Origin of the sequence: Elstera litoralis (genome assembly GCF_000963705.1) — a bacterium.
Lineage (GTDB): Bacteria > Pseudomonadota > Alphaproteobacteria > Elsterales > Elsteraceae > Elstera > Elstera litoralis.
On sequence record NZ_LAJY01000589.1, the window covers coordinates 1 to 1462 of the forward strand.

Annotated in this window: 2 protein-coding genes; both read right to left on the bottom strand. The window is 63.2% G+C overall.

The window, feature by feature from the left end:
* Positions 1–15: 15 nt before the first annotated feature.
* Positions 16–642 (bottom strand): LysE family translocator, encoded by a 627-nt coding sequence (locus tag VZ95_RS17905; protein ID WP_045777069.1) that lies wholly within the window; start codon positions 640–642, stop codon positions 16–18.
* 71 nt (positions 643–713) lie between these two features.
* Positions 714–1462, bottom strand: a 749-nt coding sequence (locus tag VZ95_RS17910) for a M23 family metallopeptidase (RefSeq protein ID WP_045777070.1), incomplete at its 5' end; no start/stop codon positions are given.

Here is a 1462-nt window from a genome sequence, read left to right on the forward strand (position 1 = left end):
CCCGCAAAAGCCCCCTCAGTCCCGCGCCGATACCAGCAGCTTCATCCCGAGCAGCCCCATCGCGGTGCCGACGCCCCGGTCGATCCAGGCTTTGCCGCGCAGGTAGACCGCGCGCGGGGCGGGGGCGGAGAGCAGCAGGGCGACCAGCGTGTACCAGCTTGTTTCGATAATCAGTACCAGGGCGAGCACCGTCGCGCCGGTCGAAGCSGAGGCTTGTTCGGGCAGGAAGGCCGCGAAGATACCGGTATAGGCGATGGCGGTTTTCGGGTTGCTGAGCTGGGTTCCCAGCGCGACAAGGAAGGCGCGACCGATGGAGCCGCGCGCGGCCCCGGCCTCGGCGGTTGGCAGCGGCTGCTTCGCGCCGCGCCAGATCATCACGCCAAGGTAAATTAGATAGGCGCCGCCGAAGAGCTTCACACCGACGTAAAGGGCGGGGACGGCGGCGAGTAGACTCTGCAAGCCGATCAAGGCTGCGAGAGCGAAGATTCCGCCGCCGATGCCCATACCGAGCGCGGCGGCGAGCCCGTGGGCGCGCGATTGGGCGACGGCCATGCGGGCGACGAGAATAAAGCTGGGGCCGGGGCTCATTGCGCCCAGCAGCAGAACCGTGGCAAGGCCGATGAGGGCAAAATCAGACGACATGGCTTAGCTCCAACCAGAGGAGCTATGAGCCATCCCGAAACCTCGAAGCGATGCAAGCGGATTTTGGCGACTTACCGCGCGCTGGCGACCTGGATCGGCTGGGGCAGGCTGTCCATCTTCTGCTCCAGGCCTTTGACGGCGTTCAAGAAGTCGCGCAGGTCCTTGCCGTCCAGTTTGCGGCCCGAAGGCAGCTTCACCGAGAGTGGGTTGATCTGCGCGCCCGCGACCAGCACTTCATAATGCAGATGCGCGCCGGTGGAGCGGCCCGTGCTGCCGACATAGCCGATGATCTGGCCCTGGCGCACGCGGCTGCCGACGCGTAAGCCCGGCGCAAAGCGGCTCATATGGGCGTAAGCCGTGGCATACTGGCCATTGTGCTGAACCTGGGCGTAATTCCCATAAGCGCCATTACCGCCATAGACTTTGATCGTGCCGTCACCGGCGGCTTGAATCGGCGTTCCCGTCGGCGCACCGAAGTCCACGCCTTTATGCATCAGCGAGAAGCCGAGGATCGGGTGTTGGCGCATACCGAAGCCGGAGGTGAGCTTGGCGCCGTCGATGGGAGTTTTCAGCAGCGCTTTGCGCACGCTTTCGCCCTTAGGATTATAGAAATCGACGAAACCATCATCGCCCTCAAAGCGGAACAGCTTCAGGCTCGTGCCCGACAGAGTCATCGACGCATAAAGCAGGCGGCCATTGCGCGCGAGCTTACGGTCTTGAGTGATCTTCTGCTCGAACACCACTTCGAACCCGTCGCCCGGCTGAATGTCGCGCTGGAAGTCGACGTCATAGGAGAAGATTTTAATCAGCTCCATCATCA